Origin of the sequence: Rickettsia endosymbiont of Ixodes scapularis (assembly GCF_000160735.1) — a bacterium.
Lineage (GTDB): Bacteria > Pseudomonadota > Alphaproteobacteria > Rickettsiales > Rickettsiaceae > Rickettsia > Rickettsia tamurae.
The window spans coordinates 957172-958914 of the sequence record NZ_CM000770.1 but is presented as its reverse complement, the minus strand read 5'-3'; the positions used below and the strand labels follow the sequence as shown (position 1 = coordinate 958914).

Here is a 1743-nt window from a genome sequence, read left to right as displayed (position 1 = left end):
CTTTCGCGGGAATGACATCGAGTCGGTTTTTCGAGCCATGCAACAAAGCCAGCTTGACCACGGTATGACATTTAGTTCTGCAATATTTTCATCAGCAAATTAATCTCTTCACTTAGTTCTATATCGTTTTTCAGCAATTCTTCTACTTTCTTAATAGCATGCATAACCGTTGTGTGGTCTTTTTTACCGAATTTTTTACCGATATCTGCAAGGCTTTTCGGCGTTAATGCTTTACTAAGATACATAGCTATTTGACGCGGTCTTGCAACTTCTCGTAATCTTCGAGAAGAAGACATATCGGATAATTTAATATTATAACGACTAGCTACTTTTTTCTGAATATCTTCAACAGTAATTATTCTTTCATTAGAACGTAATAAATCTCTTAAAATATTTTGTGTATTTTCGAGTGTAATTTCTTTTAAAGTAAAATTAGAATGAGCTATCACTTTATTTAAAGCTCCTTCAAGTTCTCTAACGTTTGAAACGATTTTAGATGCTAAAAAATCAATTACGTCTTTCGGTATTTTAACGTTCATCTGCTCAATCTTAGATTCTAGAATACCGAGTCGTAGCTCATAAGTAGTACTATGAACGTCGGCAACTAAGCCCCATCCAAGACGAGATTTTATCCGATCTTCAATATTATCTAAATCTGAAGGCGACCTATCACAAGAAATAACCATTTGACGGTTATTATCAATCAATGTATTAAAAGTATGGAAAAATTCTTCCTGCGTACTATCTTTACCGCAAATAAATTGAATGTCATCAATCATTAATACGTCAACCGAGCGGAATTTCTCTTTAAACGAGATTACTTCTTTATTACGCAGAGCTTTAACAAACTGATACATAAACTTCTCTGCCGACATGTATATAACTTTGCGGCTTGGGTTATTCTGCTTGATATACCAACCAATTGCATGCATTAAATGAGTTTTACCAAGCCCTACGCCGCCATATAGAAAAAGCGGATTAGACTCAGAAACCGCACCTGATGATTCCGCAACTGCTCTTGCTGCTGCATAAGCTAGCTCATTTGGGGCTCCAACCACAAAATTATCGAAAGTAAAACGTACGTCAAGGGTTGAAAAGATATTTTCCGAATTAAGTTCACTGCTGCCAATATCGGCAAAAGTCTTAGTAGGTAATTCTATAACTGTTTGGGTTGTTCCAGGTAACTCTTTAGTAATTATTTCAATCGACTTAATGGTATTATTATAATGTTGAAATAGTTGCAATATGATCATAGAGTACTTGGATTTTATCCAATCTCTAACAAAGTTAGTAGGGGCACAAAGAATAACGGTATTTAATGAAGATTCTATAAAATTGACTTTACTAAACCAGCTATTATATAGAGTTTCACCGTAATGATTGTAAAGATCTTGAGCCACGTGACTCCAGACATTTACATAATTATCACCTTGATCCGTTAAAATTATTTGATTAGTACTCACTTAAAACTGCCACGGTAAGTTATTTTGTTTCCAACCTTTGTCTTGATTATTTCCTTCAAAGCCGTCACTAATATTATAACAATTTTTATAACCTATATTAGTTATAAAATTTGCTGCGATAAATGACCTATATCCTGAACGGCACAGAAAAAATATTAACAAACTTCTTGCATAACTTGCTTCTAAGGGTAATTTGTACGTCAATCCGGTACTCGCATCCTCACGTACTAAAGTGTACGCTGCGGTGCTGTGTTCCGTGTTTCCTTCAAATTTCTCCTTA

2 protein-coding genes are annotated in these 1743 nt (G+C 34.8%); both read right to left on the bottom strand.

All coding sequences use genetic code 11. The features are described from left to right. Positions 1 to 71: 71 nt before the first annotated feature. Positions 72 to 1463 (bottom strand): chromosomal replication initiator protein DnaA, encoded by a 1392-nt coding sequence (gene dnaA / locus REIS_RS04825; protein WP_008580150.1) that lies wholly within the window; start codon positions 1461 to 1463, stop codon positions 72 to 74. Then, positions 1464 to 1743: palindromic element RPE1 domain-containing protein (locus REIS_RS15680; RefSeq protein ID WP_008580149.1), on the bottom strand; the 280-nt coding region annotated here is incomplete at its 5' end. It lies immediately after the preceding gene.